This window comes from Erwinia sp. S43 (genome assembly GCF_016624745.1).
Lineage (GTDB): Bacteria > Pseudomonadota > Gammaproteobacteria > Enterobacterales > Enterobacteriaceae > Erwinia > Erwinia coffeiphila.
The window spans coordinates 16,181-37,566 of sequence record NZ_JACVTX010000009.1 but is presented as its reverse complement, the minus strand read 5'-3'; the positions used below and the strand labels follow the sequence as shown (position 1 = coordinate 37,566).

Here is a 21,386-nt window from a genome sequence, read left to right as displayed (position 1 = left end):
GCCGCGCCCGCTGGGTGCTGACCAGCGCCATCAGCCAGCGAAAGGCGCTGCCGTTTTGCGGCTCGCTCATTGCGCCACCTCATTCAGCGGCTGCGGTTCATCGGGTGAACGGTCCGGCACGCGGCGGAAGCAGCGCATAATCACCAGCGCAATCACCGCGCCGAACAGGGCCGCCATATAGAAGGTGTTGGCAAACCCGAGGTAGTGCGCCAGCGTGCCGCCAATCACCATTGCCGTGCTGCTGCCGAGCACTTCGCAGCACTGCAACAGGGTAAAGTCGGTGCCAGGCTGCACCACCGAACCGTCTTTTTCCCCTTCGCTCCAGCACATAAACCAGGCGAACAGCGCCACGCAGCACAGGTTAAAGAAGAAACCTTCCAGCACGAAGAAGGTGAAGATCCACTGGGTGGATGCGCGATCGGCACTTAAAGACAGCGCCATCCCCAGCCAGCACAGCAGGCTGCCCGACAGGCCGATCAGCGTCAGCCGCGCGCTGCTCAGCCAGCGGTGCAGCACGCCGGATGCCACAGCCCCGGCAATATAGCTGACGATCAGCACGCTGCCGGAGATCAGCGCAATCTGGTCGAGGCTGACGCCCATATCCACCAGCAGCGGCGACACCAGGCTGGCGCCGAGGGTGCTGGCGGATTTAAACAGCAGCGCGGTGAGGATCACCGGCTTCCAGTGTTTGCGGCGGAAGATATAGCGCAGTGCAGCGCCCTTCTCGCCCAGCGGTGCCACTTCAGCGGGCTGGCGGGCAAAGTGGCGCAGATGAAGCTGGAACGGCAGATGGCAGACCACCTGGATCAGCAGGCACAGCAGCACCGTACCCTGCCAGCCGGTGCGGTAAAAGACATACAGGCTGACCACTCCGCCCACCAGCATACCGAGGCTGAAGCCCGCCACCTGGCCAACGTTGACGTTAACGTGGCGGCTACCGGCAAAGGTGCGCACCGCCAGCGCATCTACCGCCACATCCTGAGTGGCGTAGAACAGGTTCACCGCCGTGACCATCACCACCAGGCCGATAATATGCCCGGCGGGATCGAACCAGAACAGCGCCGCGATCGCCGCCAGCGACAAGAGTTTTAACAGCTGTATCCACGCCAGCCCGGCAGGCAGCGCGCGGAAGCCCCACGGGCGGCGGTTCTCCAGCCACGAAGCCCAGATAAACTTAAACGCCCACGGCAGCATACTCAGGCCAACCAGGCCGATAAAGCGCAGATCCGCCCCCTGCTCGCGCAGTATTCCCGGCAGGGCAAACAGGGCAAAGCCCAGCGGCGTGCCCTGCGCGCAGTAAAGGCCGAACAGGCTGACGATATTCGCATTATATTTCATGATATTCCTTCACCGAGGCACCGGATGCACGGTCACACTCGCGGTTTAAAAAATCCAGCAGCGCACTGCGCTGATGCTGAAGATAGAAATGACCGCCGCTAAACACTTTCAGGTTGAAGCGATGTCCGGTCACCCTTTCCCACTGCGACATCTCCTCCACCGACACTTCGCTGTCGCGCTCGCCGACGGCGGCAAAGACCGGGCAGCTGAGTTTTTCCGCACAGCGGCGCTGGTAGGTTTCAATCGCCTGAAAATCGGCGCGAAATACCGGCATCAATAGCGTCAGCAGCTCGCTGGCCTGGCCCGACGGCATCTCATCACCGGAAAGCCGGGTGACTTTATCCAGCAGGCGGCTGTCGCTCTGGCGGTAGTAGTCGCTGCCGCTGTTGCGGTGCGGCGGCAGGCGGCCGGACACCGCCAGCCCGTCCACCGGCCTGCCCTGTTTTTGCAGGCGCAGCGCCACTTCAAACGCCAGCGCCGCCCCCATACTATGACCGAAGAAAAAAGTCGGACGGCGCGGCAGGAAGTGGCAGGCGGCGGCCAGCCGATCGGCCATCTGATGCAGGCAGGTCAGCGGCGTTTCGTTCATCCGCGCACCGTGGCCCGGCAGTTGGGTGGCGTAAAGCGCACTTTCCTGCGCCACGCCGTCGCGCCACGGCAGAAAGTACTCGGCCATGCCCCCGGCGTGATGGAAGCAGACCAGCTGCCGGGAGGTGCCTGCACGCAGCAGGCGTAAAGGTTGTTCAGTCATCGTCTTGCTCCTCGCCCTGATTAAACGCGGCCCACGCGGCGGCAGGCAGCGGCGGCGGCGCGTCGAAGGTCACGCTCTGCGGATTGCCGACCTGGCTCATCAGATCCTTCCAGGCGGCGGTCAGCGCCAGCAGCTGCTGGGCATGCTGCGGCTGTGGATCGGCCATCCGCGCGGCAAACTCACGCAGCGCATGGCGCACCGCCGACGGCCACTGTTCCGCCAGCACGCCGTCCAGATCGTCACGGTTATCCTCGGCCAGCGCGTACAGCGGCGTGCGGTAATAGTGCGGCGCATGCTCCGGCGGCAGCGGTTCACGGCAGCCGGTTTCGGTCCGTTCGCGCGGGATATGCATCTGCGCGTGCCAGAGCAGCGGACCGTGGGTATTGGCCAGCAGCAGGTTGCCGCCCGGCAGGCCCACGCAGATGCGGTGCATAATGTGGAAATGATTATCCGGATCGGCGGGGTCGAGCTGATTTTGCAGATTCAGCGCGATCGGCACCCCGGCAATCACCCCGCGCAGCGGGCTGTACGGCGGCGTGCCCTGCATCTGCGATCGCAGCGCCTGGCTCCAGCCGTCCTGCGCTTCAAAGGCGCAGGGGGCGAAGCGGCCAAAGGCGCGGCCCAGAATATCCAGCAGGCTACAGATCACCTGCACGCCGCAGGTGGCGTCGATAAACAACGCCTTTTGCTCCGCCAGCGCGTTCTGCACCACGCGGATGAAGCGCCGCACCGCCGGACTGTGCGGATAGTGGGTATTTACGTGGTAGGTGCAGCCGTGTTTACGGGCCAGCTTCAGGCACTGCGCCACGTCGCTCTGATAAACCGGATGCTCCTGCAATACCGAGATGCCGCGCTGCAACAGCGCCTGGGCGATCTCGCTGCCCGCCCCGCCGACGATGGCCGAGCGGATCACCACGCAGGCGATATCAATATCCCCCGGCAGATCGTCCACGTGCTGATAAAGCGGCACGCCGTACTTTTCCGCCAGATCGCGGGATCGCTGGCTGCCGCGCGCCACAATGCCCGCCAGCTCAAACCCGGCGAACGGCTGATTAAACGCGGAAAGATAGACCTGGCCAAACAGCGTACCGCAGACCACCACGCGTAACGGACGGCTCATAGCTCCCCCTCGGTAAACTGTGGCTGTTCGGCAGGCAGCACGCTGGAAGTGAACTGCGCCAGCAGACCATGCGCGTGCAGCGCATTGAGCAGCGGTTCAGCCGTCAGTACCTGCGGCAGCCACTTCAGGCCGCCCGCTGGCTGGCGCAGCAGCGCATCCACCGCCAGCGCCGCCACGCTGCCGGTCAGGCGGTAGCTGTTGGCGAAGCGCAGCCGCAGCTCCAGGTTGACCGGCTGCCCGGCCTGGGTGCCCCGCGCCTGGAGCCAGAAGTGCTGCTGTTCGCCTTCGGCAGCGGCCAGCTCAGTGCTCAGCCGTACCAGTTCCGCCTGCGCCTCATCCTGCTGCTGGCAGGCCAGCAGCATCTGCGCATCGGCCACCAGACTGTAAGCGGCCAGATTGCCCAGCCCGAACTCGCCGGCCAGCTGTTCCAGTTCGAAGCTGAGGAACGGCAGCGCGTCAAACGGCCGGGCGGCGGTGGGAATCTTCACCCGCTGCTGCGCCGAAGCCCGCTGCATTTCCCCGTTGGCAATCACCGTACCTGCCCGGCCCTGCTCCTGATAAGGATTGAGGCTGGCAATGAAATCCGCTGCGGAAACGGCGGTAAAGCGCTCGATGCCGCCGCCGTAAAGGGTGATATGGGAAACGTGCGCCAGCCGCGCCAGCGCATAGCGCGGCAGCATCGCCGCCAGGCCGGGGGTTAACCCGGCTCCCAGCACGCAGGCGCGTTGGGCCAGCGCGTGTTGCAGCCTGCCGTCCTGGGCGATTTCACGCCACAGCGGTGGATCGCCCGCCACATCAACGTAGCCCGCCCCCGCCAGCAGCGCCGCCTGCGCCACCCGCGCGCCAATCAGCGAAGACGGACCGGCGGCGTTGAGCACCAGATCGGCCCTGCGACAGACGTCCGCCAGCGCCTGCGCATCGAAGATGTCGCACTGCCGGTAGTCCGCTTCCAGCCCGCCGGGGCTGCGCCCGACCACCGTTACCCGGTAATCGAGCGACCGCAGCAGCGCCACCGCCGCACGGCCTACTTCCCCCCGGCCGCCGATCACAATAATGTGTTTCATCCTGCCCTCCGCTGCTGTTCCAGATGCTGCGCCAGCGGCGCGACGTTTTCCGCGCTCATGCAGCTGAAATGGTCGCCCTGCAAATCGACATAGCGCACTTCATCGATGCACACCCCTTCCCAGAACGATTTCATATCGCGCTGGAGCGCAGGCAGCAGATAGGTATCCCCCTGCTGGCAGGCGAAGGTCATCTCCCCGGCAAAGAAGCCCGGCTTGTAGCAGCAGATGCCGCGAATGCTGTGGCGGAACACCGCGCACATGCGCTGCCACTCGGCCTCGGCCAGCGCAGGCTGGCCGCCGGAATTGCCGACGATGGCGGCGGTCAGCTCGTTCAGACGCTGCTCCGGCGTGCGCTGCTGTACTTCTTCATAGGCGCTGGCGAAAGCGGTTTTGCCCTGTTCGCGGGCGACGCGCGCCACGCACTGCGGGGTGATGGACGCCGGATTGCGGTGCAGGATCTGCTGATAGACCTCCTCCAGCTCCAGCCTGTCCAGCGGCCACGGTGCATCAATGCCCAGCGCCCAGACGATAGCCATATCGATCATCAGCGGATCGTCAATCACATAAGGAATGCGGTAGCTGCTGGCTACCGTTACCGACGCCAGCGGGGTCTGGTTTTCCATCGCCTGACGGGCGATCTCATAGGCCAGCAGGCCGCCTTTGCAGTAGCCGAACAGGTGGGCATCCGGCGCGACGGCGCGGATCTCCGCCAGATAGTCGCTGGCCAGCCGCGCGATCAGCCCCTCGGCGGGCAGGTCGAGGAAGGCCTCGGTATTGGCAACGCTGATGGCGTATACCGGTCCGCTCAGCGCCTCCACCAGCGACAGGCACGGCAGCACCGTGCCGCTGCCTTCATGCAAAATAAACACCGCTTCGCCGTCGCCCGGCTTCAGGCAGGCGACCTTTGCGTAGCCGTCGCCGCTCTCTTCCTGCGCCGCGCCCTGCTCGCGCAGGTAGTCCGCCAGCGCGCGCACCGTCGGCTGTTGCAGCACCTGACGCAGGCTGCCCTCCCACGGCACGCGGTCGGCACCGAGCGTTTCGCGGATGCGGCTGACCCACTGGGTGATCAGCAGCGAGTCGCCGCCGCTGGCGAAGAAGTCATCCTCCGGCCCGATGGCGGCGTTATTCAACAGTTCGCGGCACAGGCTCAGCAGCTGGGTTTCCAGCGCGTCGCTGCCCGCCTCGCTGGCCGACTGCGCCGTACTTTCGGCGGCGGCAGGCAGCTCCGGCAGCTGGCGGCGGTCGATCTTGCCGTTCACCGTTACCGGCAGCGCTTCCAGCACCGCCAGTCGGGCCGGGATCATCGCGGCGGGCAGCTGCACTTTCAGGGCGGCCAGCAGCGCCTGCGGTTCACAGCGCTGGCGGCGGGAGTTGAACTGCGCCAGCATAAAGCTCTGGCCCAGGCGCGATACCGCATCCTGCTCCGGCGGCCACGCCCACAGGGATTCCGCCCCGACGTCATCCAGCGCCGCCAGCCAGCGATCCTGCGGCATAAACGGCGAGTCAAACTCCAGACGTTCGTCGGCAAAGCCGGTCAGGCCGTGCTTAAATTCCATCGAGGTCATCAGCTGGTAGTTGTCGCGGGTGGCTTCGATAATCAGCAGCCAGCCGCCGGGGGCCAGCAGCTGGCGCAGATTAGCCAGCCCGTCGCGCGCCACTACCGCGTTATGCAGCACGTTGTTGGAGACGATCATGTCGAACTGACCACAGTCCAGCCCCTGCTCCAGCGGTGGGCGGTTAAAGTCGTACAGCTGATAGCGCACGAAGTCGTGCTGCTGATAGCGCTGACGCGCCTCGTTAAGGAAGAACGGCGAAACGTCGGTAAAGGTGTACTCGACGTCATAGCCCGCCAGTAGCGGGATCAGCACGTTACTGGTGCCGCCAACCCCCGCGCCGATCTCCAGCACCCGCATCCGACGGCGTTCGGCCATCGTGCGGACCTTTTCTTCCGCCGCGTGCAGCAGCAGATGGTTCATCAGTCGGCTGATCAGGTTGTTCTGATAGGCGTGGGTCGCCACATCGAGCTTGCCGTCCGGGAACAGCAGATTCAGCGGATCTTCTTCGCCGCGCAGCAGCTCCGGCAGGCAGCGGCTGCTGCGCTCCAGATAGGTCAGCAGGCCGCCGTTGTCGTCCAGCCCGGCAATCAGCTGTTCGCCGCGCTGCCACAGGCGGGCGATCGCTGCGGTATCAACCGACTGTTGCAAGCGATAGCGGTCGCCGTCCTGCACCAGCATGTTGTGCTGCACCAGCGCGCGCAGCCAGCGGCGCACCAGCTGGCGGTTTTCTTCCGCCACGCCGCCGCTCTGCATCATCTCATCAAGCGTTACCGGCTGGCCGACGTTCAGCGCCCGGCAGTCACACAGCGCCTTCACCATATGCATCAGCGCCACGCGGTCCAGCGCGTCGGTCAGTTCGGCAATCTGCCCGCGATCCAGCGAAGCGGTCACGCTGCTCGCCGCCAGTTGAAGCGACGGCACTACCGCCTGCCACTGGGCATTTTCCTGCGGACCGGCCGCCGCCAGCATCGCCGGTTCCACGTAAGCGTGCAGCTCTTTCTGCATCGCACCACCGCGCACCACCACCGACGCCTGCGCCACCTGCGGCAGCCGCGACAGCGCCGCTTCGATCTCGCCCGGCTCCACGCGATGCCCGCGAATTTTCACCTGCTGATCCAGTCGACCCAGGAAGATCAGCACGCCGTCGGCGTTGTAGCAGCCGCGATCGCCGGTGCGATACCAGCGCACGCCGCGCTCGTCGGTGATAAAACGATCGGCGGTTTTCTCCGCGTCGCCCCAGTAGGCCAGGGCCACGCCGCGCCCGCCGATCCACAGCTCGCCCGGCACCCAGTCCGGGCAGTCCTCGCCCACCGCGTTGACCACGCGGAACTGCTGATTAGCCAGCGGCAGGCCGTACGGAATGCTTTGCTGATAGTGATATTTCGGGTCGATCGGCCAGCTGTTGGACCAGATCGCTGCCTCGGTCGCGCCGCCAAGGCTCAGCTGACGGGCCTGCGGCGCGCAGCGGGCGATGGCCGCGGGCAGCCCCACCGGTATCCAGTCGCCGGACATCATCACCGAACGCAGCGAATCCAGCGTGGCGTTTTCGGTCATCAGATAGCCGGTCAGCATATTCATCAGCGCCGGAACCGTGTTCCACAGCGTCACCCGATGTTCGCGGATCAGCCGCGCCCACTGCGCCGGGTTGCGCTGGTCGGCCTCGGCGGGCAGCACCAGCGCGCCACCGGCACCGAGCACGCCAAAGATATCGAACACCGACAGGTCAAAACTGATGCGGGAGAGCGCCAGCAGGCGGTCGTCGGCGGTTAATGCCAGCCGCTGTTGCAGATCGTGCAGCGTGTTGCGTGCCGCATCATGGCTGATGACCACGCCTTTCGGCTGCCCGGTACTGCCGGAGGTATAGATAATGTAGGCGGCATCCTGCGGATCGATCTGCGCCGCTACGGTCTGCGGTTCCAGCGCCACGGGATGCAATACATCCACCGCCGCCACGCCCTGCTGCTGCCACGCCTGCTGCTCAAGTTGCCCGGCGACCAGCACCGCCTTCACCCCGGCGTCGGCAACGATCTGGGCGATGCGCTGCTCCGGCTGCCCGGCGTCGACCGGGATATAGGTGCCGCCCGCCAGCAGCACCGCCAGCGCGGCGATAATCTGCTGGCGACGCACGTTCAGCACCAGCGCATAGCGGCCCGCAGCGGCCAGCGCTGCGGCCAGGGTCTGCGCCTGGTGCAGCAGTTCGCCATAGGTCACTTCACCGTCGCCATCAATCAGCGCCACCGCCTGTGGCCGCTGTGCCGCCTGATGCAGCAGCTCGTCGTGCAGTAATCCGCTGGGGATATCACGGGCGGTGTGGTTAGCGCGTGCGCGCGTCTGCTGCTGCGCGCCGGGCAGCGCCAGCTGGACCGGCTGCTGCCAGCAGCGATCGTCCTCCAGCACCCGAGCGATCTGGCCGCTAAAGGCGTCAAACATCGCCGCCACGGTGCCTTCGGGGAACACGCCGTCGATCACATCCCAGTTAATCAGCAGTCCGCCCTGGAACAGCATCACCTGGCAGTCGATCCACACCTGCGGGGTCTGGCTGATGCCCCAGGTAAAGTGCGCATCGCCCGGCAGCGCGCTGGCGGTATCCGGCGCGTGCTCATCGCTGACCAGCGCACTGGTAAACACCACCGGCATACGGGCACGCTGGCTGCCGCGCTGGCGTGCCAGTTCACGGATGGTCGACACGCCGGAAAAGGCGTTATGCTCCAGGTCCTGCCACAGCCGGGTTTGCAGCTGGTTTACCCGCTCGCCGAGGGTGCAGGTAGCGCGCAGATCCGCCTCCAGCAGGCTGACCGAGGTAAAGTCACCGATCAGTGCGGCCACCTGCGGGTGCACGTCCGGGCGATCCATCACCGTCAGGTTGAGGCAGAAATGACGGCTGGCGGACCAGCGCGCCATGGTTTCGGCATACAGGGTCAGCAGCAGCGCGGAGGGCGACACACCCTGCTGCTGGCAGCGTGACCGCAGGCGCTGCCACTGCGTAGCGTCCCACTGCTGGCTGAGGCGGAAGAAGGTCGGCGTTCCCTCGTTGGCGGCCTCCGGCAGCAGCGGCAGCAGCGGGCATTCCGGCAGGCTTTCCAGCCGATCCAGCCAGAAATCCCGCGCTTCGGCATAGCGGCGATGCCGCTGCTGGCGCTGCTGATACTGGATCACATCGCGGAAGCTCACGGTGAGTTCATCACCGGCGGACTCACCGCGATATTCACGCCACAGCTCGGCCAGCAGGATCTGAATACTCAGCGCGTCGGCAATCAGCAGATCGATACTGAAGTGCAGGCAGTCACCGGCGTCGGTGTGGCTGAACTGTAAATCGAACAGCGGCCAGCGGTCGGTGGCGTATACCCGGTGGGACATCTCTTCGCGCAGGGCCTGCGGCGACGCATTGCGGCTGGCGATGTCAAAGTGCGGCACCGACGGCAGGATCTGCTGCTCGCCCTGCGGGTTGACGACGGCACGCAGCATCGCATGGCGCGCCACCAGCCGGTTCCAGGCCGCCTCCAGCCGCGGGGCATCCCAGCGCGAGGCTTCAATTTCAAAATAGCCGTGGCAGCCGATGCCGCCGAAGTTAAACGCCTGCTGGCGACCAATGTAGTAGGCGGACTGCACATCGCTGAGCGCAAACGGCAGGTGCTGGTCCTGCGGCTCGGCGATAAAGGCATCTTCGCGGCTCCACTGCTCAAGCAGTGCGATAATCTGCGGTTTCAGCGCCTTAAGCTGCTCAATCTGCTGCGGACCAATCACCCCCTGCGGGGCGCGAAACTTCAGCGCGCCCGCATCTAACCAGAACTGCGCCTGCTGTTTTTCAAGGAAAAGCAGCAGGGAAAGCGCCTGCTGCGCCGATGGTGAATGGCTGGTCATAACGTTCCTTCCTCAAAATGGGTATCCGACGCCTGCTCGCAGGCGGAAGCCACGGCCTCCGCGATGCGGTCGAGCGTTTGTAACTGGAAGATTTGCCACAGCGGCAGCTCTGTTCCGTGTTCACGGCGCAGAGCGGCGGCCAGCCGCGTGGCAATAAAGGAGTCGCCGCCGATGGCGAAAAAGTTGTCGTAAATATCGATGTCGTCGCGCTCCAGCAACGGAGCCAGCAGCGCAATCAGCTGCCGTTCCGCGTCGCTGAGCGGGCGATCCGCCGCCTGTCGCGCCACACCCTGGGCCAGCGCTTCAATGGCACGCCGGTCGCGCTTGCCGTTGTCGGTCAGCGGCCAGCTGTCGCAGTAGCCCCACAGAGAGGGGATGGCATAAGCCGGCAGCAGGCTGGCAAGATGCTGCGCCAGCGCGCGCCAGTCCGGCTGCTGTGCGGACTGCACCACCGCCGCCAGCGCCGGGCGACCGCCCTGTTCGGCTACCCATACCAGCGCATCGTTCACCGCCGGTGCGCTGTCGATGGCCAGGCGGATCTCATCCAGCTCCAGCCGATAGCCGGAGACTTTCACCTGATTGTCGCGGCGGCCGAGGAACTCCAGCACCGCGCCGGGCAGCCAGCGGCCGATATCCCCGGTGCGATACCAGCGCTGGCCGTTCAGGGTGACAAACTGGCTGGCGGTTCGCTGCTCATCGCCAAAATACCCCGCCGCCACGCCGCACCCGCCGATCCACAGTTCGCCCGGCACCCAGTCCGGGCAGTCGTCGCCCAGATCGTTAACCACGCGGAACGCCTGATTCGGCAGCGGCACGCCGTAGGGAACGGACGGGCAGCCGTCAACGCGCTGTGCTATCGGCCAGTGATTCGACCAGACCGATGCCTCGGTGGCACCGCCCAGCGCGATGGCCTGTGCCTGCGGGGCTACGGCTTGCAGCCGCTGCGCCAGCGTTGGCGACACCCAGTCGCCGGAGAGCATCACCAGCCGCAGATCCGCCAGCACGGCGGGCGCATCCTGCATTTCACACAGCGGCAGCACCATTTCCAGCAGGGCCGGAACGCTGTTCCACAGGCTGATGCGGTGTTCCTGCCCCAGCGCCAGCCAGCGCCAGGCGTCTTTTTCATCCTGCCCGGACACCGTGACCAGGCTGCCGCCCGCCGAGAGCAGGCCAAAGATATCCCACACCGACAGGTCGAAATGCAGCGCCGACAGCGCCAGCCCGCGATCCCGTTCCATTACGCCGTACAGCTGATTGATCGCCACCAGGGTGTTCACTGCTGCCGCGTGGGAAACGGCCACGCCTTTCGGGGTTCCGGTACTGCCGGAGGTAAAGATGATGTAGGCCAGCGCATCCGCTTCCACCTGCGCGGCGGCAGGCAGTCGTGAACCCAGCGGGCGGGCATCGGCGGCAATCTGCGCAATGTCCGACGGCCACTCAACATCATGACCGCTGATGACTCGCCGGATCGCCGCCTTGCTGACGATCTGCTGGCGGCGGTGCAGTGGCCACGAGACGGCCATCGGCACGTAGGCCGCGCCGATCCACTGCACGGCCAGCACCGCAATCACCTGCTCGCTGCCGCGCGGCAGTGCCACGCCAATGTGCTCCCCGGCCTGTGCGCCCTGCTCCAGCAGCGCCAGCGCCAGCCGCTGCACTTTCAGCTCCAGCTGGCGGAAGCTCAGCTGGCGTTCGCCGTCGATCAGCGCGGTGCGGTCGGCATGCTCACGCATGGCATCGGCCACCCGACCGTGCAGTGAACGGGGGTCTTGCGGCAGCGTGACGCCGTTAGCCTGATGCCGTGCGGCCCGCTGGGGCGCGGGCAGTTCGGGCTGAATCACACCGTCCCAGCTCTCGCTTTCGCTGAGCTGGCGCAGCAGATCGCCGTAGGCGGCAAACATCTCATCCACCATACCCGCCGGGAACAGCCCCTCCACGACGTCCCAGTTGAAGTGCAGCTCGCCGCCGCGCTCAAAGACCTGATGGTCAATCCACACCTGCGGGGTCTGCGAGACGCCCCAGATCGACGGCGGGAAGTCAGCCTGCGGATAGTCGGCGTTCTGCGCGCCCAGCGCGCTGGTAAACACCACCGGCATCATGGTCTGCGCGCTGCCGCGCAGGCGGCTCAGTTCGCGCATCACCCACACCGCCGAGACATCCATATGCGCCAGATCGTCGCCCAGCTGCTGCTGAAGCTGGCGAGCGCGATGCTGCCAGCTCTCACCGGCCTGGTGGTGGCAGGCCAGCAGCAGCAGCGAGGTGAAATCGCCCATCACATGATTGATCGCCGGATGGACCGGCTGGCGGTCAAACAGCGTGACGTTGATGCTCAGCGACGGTGACGCCGACCAGCGAGCCAGCACCTGGGCATAGCAGGTCAGCAGCAGGCACGACGGGGTGATCTGATGGCGACGCGCTTTAGCGGTCAGCTGCTGCCAGCGTTCAGCAGATAGCCAGCCGTTGCGGCGACGGAAGCGCGGCGTACCGAGGGTGCGCGGATCGCAGGCCAGCGGCAGCGCCGGGGCATCCGGCAGGTTTTCCAACCGATCCAGCCAGTACTGTTCCGATTCCGGCCGCTGCTTGCCGTGAACGGCGGTCACGTAATCGCGGAAACCGATATCCACCGCTGGCAGCGCGGCCTGCGGATCGGCATACAGTGCGGCAAGCTCGGCAATAAACATCTGCATGCTCAGCCCGTCCAGGACCAGGTTATCCAGCCCCAGGCAGAAGCGATTTTGTCCGTCGTCACTTTCAATCAGCGTGGCGTGGAACAGCGGCCATTCACCCGGTGCCAGCACGCGGTGAGAGAGGTTTTCACGCGTTTGTTCGGTAAAGGATGGCCATTCTGCGGCCGCACAGCGCAGCACGGTCAGCGCGGCACCGGGCTGCTCGGGCAGCACGCGCTGCATTCCCTGTTCGTCGAAAATCAGACGGAGGGCATCGTGACGCGCCACCAGCTGGCTGAGCGCCTGCTCCAGCCGCGCGGCGTCAAACGCCTCGCCCTGATATTCCGAATAGTAGTGAGTGGCCACGCCGCCGAGATCGAAGCCGGACTGCCGCCCGGTCAGGTAGGCGTGTTGTACGTCGGTGGCGGCAAACGGCTGGTAGCGCTGTTTGGCATCGTGGGCCAGGGCGGCAATCTGCACGCTGGCCTGCTGTTCGGGCAGCTGGCCGACAAAATCACGCAGCACCGGGCTGGCGAACAGCTGGCCGAGAGTGGCACCACCGATGCCGATATCGCCGAGCTGCGCCACAATCCGCGTGGCGTGCAGGCTGTCGCCGCCCAGCTGGAAGAAGTTGCTGGCGGCGTCCGGCATCACGCCGAGCACCTGCTGCCACACCGCCGCGACCTGATGCTCGCGCTCGCCGTGCAGCGCGGCGCTGACCGTACTGCCCGTCGCCTGCGCATCAGCGGCGGCGCGCACCGCCAGTTCACGGCGGTCCACTTTGCCATTGGCGCTGAGCGGCATCGCCTCCAGCAGATGGATCTGCTGCGGCAGCATGTACGCTGGCAGCTGCTGCTGCAGCCAGCTACGCAGGGCGGCGGCGTCCGGCATCGCGCGCGACCGGCCCGCAAGGCTTTGCAGCAGCAGCGCGCCTGTGCCCACCGCGCAGGCCGATGCCACCGTCATCCCCTGTTCGGCCAGCGCCGCGTGCCAGCCGTCGGCGGAAAGCAGCGGCGACAGGCTGCCACGGCGGCGATCGGCGTAAGCGGCTTCCTGCGGCAGCAGCAGCACCGTCAGCTGCGCCAGCGGGCTGAGGGTCAGCGTTTCCAGTATCAGCGCACGGCTGTCGGCGGCGCACAGTCCGCGCAGGGCCTGAACGCCTGTCGCAATGTTATTGAAGCGGTGCAGCGCGTTGTTGCTGAGCACCACGTCGGCGCTGAAGCGGCAAGGGTCCGCAGCCGCCAGTAGCAGGCTGCGGTGCGGATAGCCGCTCAGGCGGAACTCGGCCTGCTGGCGCAGCGATGAGGCCGACTCCACCAGGCAGTATTCAATCGCCGACTCCGGCAGCGCCGCCAGCAGCGCGCTGGCGAACAGACCGCTGCGGCCGTTCAGCTCCGCCACGCGTACCGGGCGCTGTAGCTGCTCTGCCAGCGCGGCAATCTGCGCCACCACGGCATCGATAGCCGCCTGGGTTTCCGGCGATCCGGCCACCAGCGTTTCCGGCGACAGCACCGGATCGTCCAGCAGTGCCAGCGCATTCTGCTCGCCGCGTACCACCCCAGCGATCCACTCAAGCCGCTGCTGTAGCGACTGCACGATTGCCGCCAGGTACGGGTGCGGCGGCGCGGTAAATTCGCCCGGCCACTGCCCGGCTTTCACGCCCTGCTCGCCGGAGATCAGACAGCCCTGCCCGACCAGCCAGCTCAGCCAGTGGCGCACCAGCGGCCGATAGCGCCGGGCGATCTGCGCCTTAGCCAGCAGCGCATCCGGCTGATACCATTCGCTGATCGCCAGACCCAGCTTTGTGGTCAGCAGCTGGCAGAGCAGATGGCGCACCGCGTGGGCTTCCTGCTGAGCGGTCTCTTCCACCGCTAAGGCGTTCGGCAGCGGCGCAGTCAGAGTCGCCGTGGCCCGGGTTTCGCGCTGCGCTTCCCCCTCAACGAACAGCCGTAAGTGCTTATGCGGTTTGTCCAGATAGATCGCCACCGCGCGGCCCACCCGGCTGAAACGCTCGGCCTGGGCTTCAATATCGCCCAGCTCGATGCGGTAGCCGTTCAGCTTGATTTGCCGATCCTCCCGGCCAAGGAATTCCAGGCAGCCGCCGGGAACAAAGCGCCCGCGATCGCCGGTACGGTAGAAGCGTTCGCCGCCCTGCATAACGAAGCTGGCGGCGGTTTTGGCTTCGTCGCCGTAGTAGGCCATCGCCAGCCCGACGCCGCCGATCCACAGCTCACCGGCGACCCAGTCCGGGCAGTCACGGCCCTGCCGATCCACCACGCGATAAGACTGGTGGGCCAGCGGATAGCCGTAGGGGATCGCCTGCCATTCAGGGTCGATCTGTTCAACGTCCAGCGCGTTTGACCAGATGGCCGCCTCGGTTGCGCCGCCGAGCGCGGTAAATCCGGCCTGCGATCCCAGCGCGCGCAGGCGCGGCAGCAGATCCAGCCCCACCCAGTCGCCGGAAAGCAGCACCCGGTTAAGCGACGGCGGCAGCCCGCGCGGATCGTGTTCTGCGGCGGTCAGCAGCATATCGAACAGCGCCGGAACGCTGTTCCAGTGGGTCACTTCCTGCTGATGCAGGTGGTTCAGCCAGCGCGGGGCGTCTTTCTCTTCGCCCTCCGCCGGGATCACCAACGTGCCGCCGCAGGAGAGTGCGCCAAAAATGTCGTACACCGAGAGGTCGAAGTTCAGCGCCGACAGCGCGAAGACCCGCATCGCACCCTCGCCGACGTAGCGGTGGTTGATCTCATCCACGGTGTTTGCCGCCGCCTGATGGCTGACCATCACCCCCTTCGGCACCCCGGTGGAACCGGAGGTAAAGATGATGTAGGCGGCATCCGCCGGATTGCCGCAGGCGATTTCGCTCAATGGCAGCAGCGCGTCGCAGGATTGGGTGATATCCAGCCAGGTGTATTCCATATTCGCGGCGGGAGCGGTAAACGCGTCATCAGCATGGCCAGTCACGGCAGACGCGTTGACCGGTTTTTCAGCATGCTGTGCGGAGGCGGATGCATTGGCCTCGCCAGCGACCGGCGCAGTTCCATACGTATCCGCCGGGTTTTGACCGGCGTCGAAAATATTTTCACCCGCGCCCACCACCATTCGCACCTGCGCCTGGCGGATAATCTGCTGTAAACGGGTTGGCGGCTGCGCCACATCCAGCGGCACATAAATGCCGCCCACCGCGTGGCAGGCCAGCACCGCGACGATCTGCTGGCGGCCTTTCGGCAGCAGGATCGCCACGCGATCGCCCGGCTGCACCCGCGCTTCACGCAGTCGCCAGGCCAGTTCCCGAGCCTGATTGCCGAGCTGCCGATAGCTGAGATCGCCGTCGGCATCCACCAGCGCTCGCTGCTGCGGCTGCTGCTGCACGCTGTGCCAGAACGGCGCAGGCAGCAGGCGCGGGCTGAACGGCGGCACGGTGTGTCGATCCTGCGATAGCCGACGCTGCGCCAGCGCGGCGCTATCAACATGGTGCGTCACCGGGGCATGCAGCAGCCGTTCGTCGCTGGCGATGCCGTCGATCAGTCGGCACATAAAGCCAAACATCTGCTCAACCATCTGCGGCGGGAACAGCGAATCGACGCTGTCCCAGCACAGCAGCAGCGCGCCCTGATGCTCCATCACCTGGCAGTCAATCCACACCTGCGGCGTCTGCGAAATCCAGTAGTGCAGCTCGCCGAGCGTATTGCTGCCGATCAGATCGCGGCCCAGATTGCTGGTGAACACCACCGGCATGTCCATCTGGCGACCGTGCAGCTGTGCGCCGTCGCGCATTACCTCCACCGCGCTGTAGTCGGCGCGATCGAAGTCGGCCATAAAGCGCTGGTTGAGCCGCCGGATACCGGCCAGCAGGGTGTCGTCGGGCTGGCTTTCGCAGGCCAGCAGCAGCAGCGTGGTAAAGTCCGCCACCAGTTCCGGCAGCTGAGGGTGATCGCCACGGCGGTTAAAAATAGTGAGGTTCAGGCTGAAATCCGGCACCGCCGACCAGCCGCGCAGCGTGGCCGCGTAGCAGCCCGCCAGCAGCATCGACGGCGTAACGCCCTGCCCGCGCGCCAGTGCTTTCAGGCGGCTCCAGCGTTCCGCGTCCAGCTGCCAGTCGCGGTGGCTGAATCGCGGTGCGCCCTGCCCGGCCTGGCTTTGCCGAGGCAGCTGCGGTGCCTGCGGCAGCCCCTGCATCAGGCGCTGCTGCCAGTAGTCACGGCTGGCGCTGAGATCGTTCTGCTGCTGTTCCAGCAGATACTGCGGGAAGCTGTATTCCAGCGCGGGCCACGCCGCCTGCGGCTGATTAATCGCGCGGCTCAGCTCGGCCAGCAGGATCTGTACGCTCATGCCGTCGGCAATCACCATATCAATGTTGATATGCAGGCGGCTGCCTTCGCTACGGTGGCTGGCCGCCAGATGGAAGCCGCTTTCCCGGCTGAGATCCGCCACCCGGTGGGACAGTTTTTCACGCAGCGCCAGGCGTTGATTTTCGGCCTCGTCATCGGCCAGCGCCTGCCAGTGATAGCTGTCAACGGTCACCGGACGCCAGGCTTCAATGACCCCCTGCTCGTCGGCGTTAATGCGCATCCGCAGCAGGTGGTGACGCTGATGCAGATGGTTCAGCGCCGCACTGAGCCGTTCATCGGCCAGCGGCGGGCAGTCCAGCTCCAGATAGATCTGGCAGGCCACGCCGCCCAGCTGGCGATCGCCCTGACGCCCGCGCCAGTAGGCCAGCTGCACCGGGGTCAGGGTAAAGGCCCCGCCGTCCCACTGTACCTGCGCCTTTTCAGCCTGCGGGGCAGATTCCGCCTGCCGCTCCGCCTGTTGCCAGCACTGCTGCCAGGCGTTAAGGGTGGTTTTTTCAAACAGCTGCGCCAGCGTCAGGGCAACGCCGAGCTTTTTCCCCTCATCCACCAGATCCAGCATTTGCAGGGAGTCCAGCCCCAGCGTCAGCAGATCGTCATCGCCGTTCAGATCCGTCACGGGCAGGCTGAGGGTGTCCGCCACCCAGCCGCGCACGAACTCGCTGCCCGGCTGGCCCGGCGAAGATTGTCCCTCAATACTGGCGCTGCTTTCGCGCGTTGTGCTGCCCGGCTCCGCTGTGGTGTCCGATGCTGACGGCGTGAAGTGCAGCCCCGGCGGCCAGTGGCGCTGGCGGTCAAACGGATAGAGCGGCAGCAGCGCCAGCGCGGCCGGATGTGCCGGATCGCTGCCCTGCCGCCAGTCAAAGCGACCGCCGCTCAGCCACTGTTCGGCGCTGTCTGCCTGGCGGTAGCGGCTCAGGCGTTCGGTGGCCACGATCTCCGGCTGTTTCAGCTGGCTGATTAACTCATCCAGCGAACGGTAGCGGATCAGCGCGCGCAGCGGGAAGCGATGTTCGCGCCCGGCACACCAGGCATTCAGCAGCGCGGCAGCGTTTTCCGGGTGCTTCACCAGGACATCGGCCAGCGCCGAGGCGGTCTGCCGCAGTGCGGTTTCGCTGTGGCCGCTGACGGGCAGCAGGCCGTTAACCTCTTCGCGCGAAGCGGGCAGTGAAGCCGTTTCCACACGTTTAATCAGCGCCGATGCCATCGTGCCGGTAAAGCTGAAGGCGTTTACCGCCACCCGTTCCACGCGGGCTGACTGCGTCTGCTGTGGATAGCGATAGCGCGGCCAGCTTTCCGCCAGCTGCGGATTCACCTGGCTGAAATGCGGGTGGCCGAAGTGCTGCTGGCGCTGGATCTGCGCCACGGCGCGTAACACCGAGTAGAGACCGGAAGCCGCTTCCAGATGGCCGAGCTGGGTTTTACTGGCTCCCAGCGGCAGCGGCTGCTGGCGTTCGCCGTATACCGTCGCTACGGCGCTCAGCTCCACCGGGTCACCCAGCGCGGTGCCGGTGCCGTGGGTTTCCAGCAGCGAAACCGCGTCCGGCGTACAGCCCGCTTCGTCCAGCAGCTGGCGCATCATCGCGCCCTGCGCCTGCGGATTCGGTGCGGTCAGACTGCTGCTTTCACCGTCCTGCGCCGTTACGCTGCCCTCTATCACCGCCAGCACCGGATCGCCATCGCACAGCGCCTGAGCATAGGGTTTAAGCAGCATCATCACCGCGCCTTCGCCGCGCGCGTAGCCGTCCGCCTTATCGCTAAAGGTGGCACAGCGGCCGTTCGGCGAGAGCATCCCGGCGTTGGTCAGCGCCTGCTCCACCTGCGCGGAGAGCAGCAGGTTAACCCCGCCAACCACCGCCGCGTGGCACTGTCCTGCGCGCAGGCTGCGCACCGCGCAGTCCAGCGCCACCAGCGACGAGGAACAGCCGGTATCCAGCGTCAGCGCCGGGCCACGCGTGCCGTAAAACTTCGCCAGGCGGCCCGAACTGGCGCTGGCGCTGATGCCGGTTGCCAGCCAGCTTTTGGCGTAGTCGGGATCGTTCTGCTGCATCAGCTGCATGCCGAACTCGCTGCCGCTCTGGCCGATCCAGAAGCCCAGCGACGCCGTTTTCAGGCTTTCCGGCCGCCAGCCCGCCTGTTCAAACAGGTGCCAGCTCAGCTCCAGCAGCATGCGCTGCTGCGGGTCGAGCAGCTGCGCCTCTTTCGGGCTGATGGCGAAGAAGGCGGCGTCGAAGCCGTCGATATCCGTCAGCGCCCCCACCGGCAGCGCAAAGCGGCGCAGGTCGTTTGCTTCGTGGCGCACCGCCGATTCCCCGGCGGAGAGCCAGTCGGCGTACGCCTGCCATCCCTCATGCTGCTGGCCCGGCAGGCGACAGCTGATGGCGACAATCGCCACCTCGTTCTCGTTCACCGGCGGTACAGGCTGTTCGTCTGCACGTTGCACGGCGGTGTGGCTGGCGATCCAGCCGCTCAGCTGTAGCAGGGTCGGATGGGCAAACAGATCGGTGACCCGCAGACGGCAGCGGTATTTTTCATTGATCTGCTGGCACAGGCGCAGGGCCTGCAGGCTGCTCAGCCCGGCGTCCAGCAGTCCCTGGGCCGGGTCCAGTTCACCGACCGCCAGCAGGCGGCATAGCGTGTCGTGCAGCCACGGCAGGATCTCATCGCTCATATCGTGTCTGGCAGCATGCCCGCGATCGGCAGATGCTGCCGACGATGATGGTGACAATGGCGATGATGATGCTGATGCTGAAGATAACGATGACGATGATGATGACGAGGTTAATCGTGCAGCCGCCGCATTATCAACGCGGGTAGATCCGTTTGCTGGATTGGCACGCTCAGCCAATTCTTGCTGCGCGGCAGACGGGCGATCCTTCTCTGCCATCCCGCCTTCGGGATTTTCAGCGCGATAAGCCAGGGCAGAGATGCCCGCAGGATCGTTCTGCCAGACAAACAGCGGGCTAAGCTCGTTGCCCTGCCACTCTTTCATCATCTGGCGGCGCTGGATCTTACCGCTGGAGGTTTTCTTCAGTTTGCCCTGCGACAGCACGACAACGCGCCCCACCGTCAGACCAAAGTGTTCCGCCACCACCGCACAGGCGGCGCGGGAAAGCGTGGTGTAAACCTCGTCGCTCTGATGGCGGCGCGCTTCCAGCATCAGCAGGATCTCGCCGCTGTCGGTATCCTGACAGGCGCAGACGCCGCCGGTTTTTATCTCTTCGCACTGCTTTTCGATCGCCTGTTCCAGATCGTTGGGCATGTGGTTTTCACCCGCCACAATGATGATGTCCTTCAGGCGTCCGCAGATGTACAGCTCCCCCTGCCACAGGAAGGCCAGATCGCCGGTGCGCAGATAGCGATGCCCTTCCGGCTCACCGGCAACGGTGGCTTCAAAGGTTTCCGCGCTGAGCTGCGGCTTGTTCCAGTAGCCGTACGCTTTCGATGCGCCGCTGGCCCAGACTTCGCCGATATGCCCTTCCGGCAGCGCCTGATGGCTGTCGGCATCAACAATTCGCAGCTGCCACTGCGGGTCGACGCGCCCGGAGCTGACCAGCGGCCTGCCGTGTGCATCCGGCTGCGCCCTGCCCGCCGCCAGCGCCGCGCCGTTGAAGCGCTGGATCACATAGTCGGTGTTGGCCGGTTTATAGGTGATAGCCAGGGTGGACTCCGCCATGCCGTAGGCTGGGGTGAACGCCTGCGGTTCAAACCCCGCCGGAGCGAAGCGATCGGTAAAGCGCGCCATGGTATCGGCGCGGATCGGCTCGGCGGCGTTGGCGGCCACCTTCAGCGAGCGCAGATCCAGCCGGGCAACCTGTTCATCGCTGACCATCTCGTTGCACAGCGCCCAGACGAAGTCCGGCGCGGCGACGGCGTTGGCACCGTACTCTTCAATCAGCTTCAGCCACTGATGCGGGTCGGCCACCATCTGCGCCGGCGGCATAAAGTTGCAGCAGCCGCCGGAAAGCAGCGGCATCATCAGGCCGCTGAGCATACCCATATCGTGATAGAACGGCAGCCAGTTGGCAGTGATCACCTCCGGCTGGCAGCGGCAGTGCAGATCCAACAGCAGCTGCTGCTGGGCACGAATATTGTCGTCGTAGTTGCAGACGGCTTTCGGTTTTCCGGTCGAGCCGGAAGAGTATTGCAGGTAGACCGGGCCGCCGGGATGGTAGATCTGTTCAAGCGCTGCGCTATCCGGCAGATCGCCCGATGCCAGGCTGGCAGGCAGCTCGTCAACGACAATCAGTTTGCGCTGATGATGCCAGCCCTTCGACTGGATCTCTTCGACCATCGCACGGTAGGTGAAGATGTATTCCGGCGCGCTCTCTTCGACAATATGGCCGATAACCCCGGCGCTGCGGTGAATACGAAAGGCGTTGGTCAGATGGACCGGAATGGCGGCCACGCCGCTAAGAATGCAGGCGCTGAGGCTGGCAATAAAGTTGGCATCGCCCGGCATCAGCAGGATGGCACGCTGATTCACGTTCAGCGAATCGCCCATCTCCTGCGCCATGGCGAAGGCGGTATTCACTAACCGACGATAGCTCCATTCATCGGTGTTCTGCTTGTCACGATAGCGCAGCGCGATGCTGTCCGGCTTGTGTTGCGCATGCTGCAACAGTTTCTCTCTCACCCAGCCACTGGCAATAGACGATCGCTTCATCCAACCTCCCTCAAT

The 21,386-nt window shown here is 65.5% G+C and carries 6 protein-coding genes; all 6 read right to left on the bottom strand.

Annotation, left to right across the window (positions count from 1 at the left end):
* Nucleotides 1-66: 66 nt before the first annotated feature.
* The 6 genes from IBT47_RS12950 to IBT47_RS12925 are packed head-to-tail and all read right to left on the bottom strand — an operon-like array spanning nucleotide 67 to nucleotide 21,371.
* Complete coding sequence (locus tag IBT47_RS12950; protein WP_200560737.1) at nucleotides 67-1,338, bottom strand: MFS transporter; 1,272 nt, start codon at nucleotides 1,336-1,338, stop codon at nucleotides 67-69.
* A complete protein-coding gene (locus tag IBT47_RS12945) occupies nucleotides 1,328-2,089 on the bottom strand; it encodes a thioesterase II family protein (RefSeq protein ID WP_200560736.1) in 762 nt (253 codons plus the stop codon). Before IBT47_RS12945 ends, IBT47_RS12950 begins: the two co-directional genes overlap by 11 nt.
* Complete coding sequence (locus IBT47_RS12940) at nucleotides 2,082-3,209, bottom strand: Gfo/Idh/MocA family oxidoreductase (RefSeq protein WP_200560735.1); 1,128 nt, start codon at nucleotides 3,207-3,209, stop codon at nucleotides 2,082-2,084. The genes IBT47_RS12945 and IBT47_RS12940 overlap by 8 nt, the downstream gene beginning before the upstream one ends.
* Nucleotides 3,206-4,273 carry a saccharopine dehydrogenase NADP-binding domain-containing protein gene (locus IBT47_RS12935; protein ID WP_200560734.1) on the bottom strand — a complete coding sequence of 356 codons (1,068 nt, stop codon included), beginning with the start codon at nucleotides 4,271-4,273 and terminating at the stop codon, nucleotides 3,206-3,208. Before IBT47_RS12935 ends, IBT47_RS12940 begins: the two co-directional genes overlap by 4 nt.
* On the bottom strand, nucleotides 4,270-9,690 hold the full coding sequence (locus IBT47_RS12930) for a non-ribosomal peptide synthetase (protein ID WP_200560733.1): 5,421 nt from the start codon (nucleotides 9,688-9,690) through the stop codon (nucleotides 4,270-4,272). The genes IBT47_RS12935 and IBT47_RS12930 overlap by 4 nt, the downstream gene beginning before the upstream one ends.
* Nucleotides 9,687-21,371, bottom strand: a complete 11,685-nt coding sequence (locus tag IBT47_RS12925) for a non-ribosomal peptide synthetase (RefSeq protein ID WP_200560732.1) — start codon at nucleotides 21,369-21,371, stop codon at nucleotides 9,687-9,689. Before IBT47_RS12925 ends, IBT47_RS12930 begins: the two co-directional genes overlap by 4 nt.
* Between the last annotated feature and the right edge of the window lie 15 nt (nucleotides 21,372-21,386).